The organism is Vibrio sp. 10N.222.55.C6, assembly GCF_041473395.1.
Lineage (GTDB): Bacteria > Pseudomonadota > Gammaproteobacteria > Enterobacterales > Vibrionaceae > Vibrio > Vibrio crassostreae_C.
Genome location: NZ_JBFRSD010001307.1, coordinates 1 through 357 on the forward strand (window position 1 = coordinate 1; position 357 = coordinate 357).

General features: G+C 40.9%; 1 protein-coding gene. It reads left to right on the forward strand.

Features of this window, described 5'->3' with window-relative positions; translation table 11 throughout:
- Positions 1-331, forward strand: a 331-nt coding sequence (locus AB4486_RS28650; protein ID WP_372120225.1) for a hypothetical protein, incomplete at its 5' end; no start/stop codon positions are given.
- Positions 332-357 lie beyond the last annotated feature (26 nt).

Sequence of the window (357 nt, forward strand, 5' to 3'; positions counted from 1 at the left end):
GTATGGTGAAGATGAAGGCTGGAACATGTTCAAACTTATGCACCGTAAAGCTCGAGGTGATAGAGAAGGCGACTCGAATACGAACTATTGTAGTGCTAGCGAGACTGGGCTTTCTGGTGGAGACCTAATGATGGTGTGCGCTTCTTATGTTTCAAACTATGACTTAAGTGACTTCTTTGAAGTTTGGAACGTGGGCGAAACGTCCATGACTAATGCTGATGGCACGAAGTCTTATAGTGGCGGAATTAGCTCTAAAGGTCTTAGTGCGGTTGAACAATTAAAACTAGAGAAACCAAACAACAGTCCTTTGAATGTTGATTCAATTTACTAACGCTAATTATTGCTAAAGCATTTTAT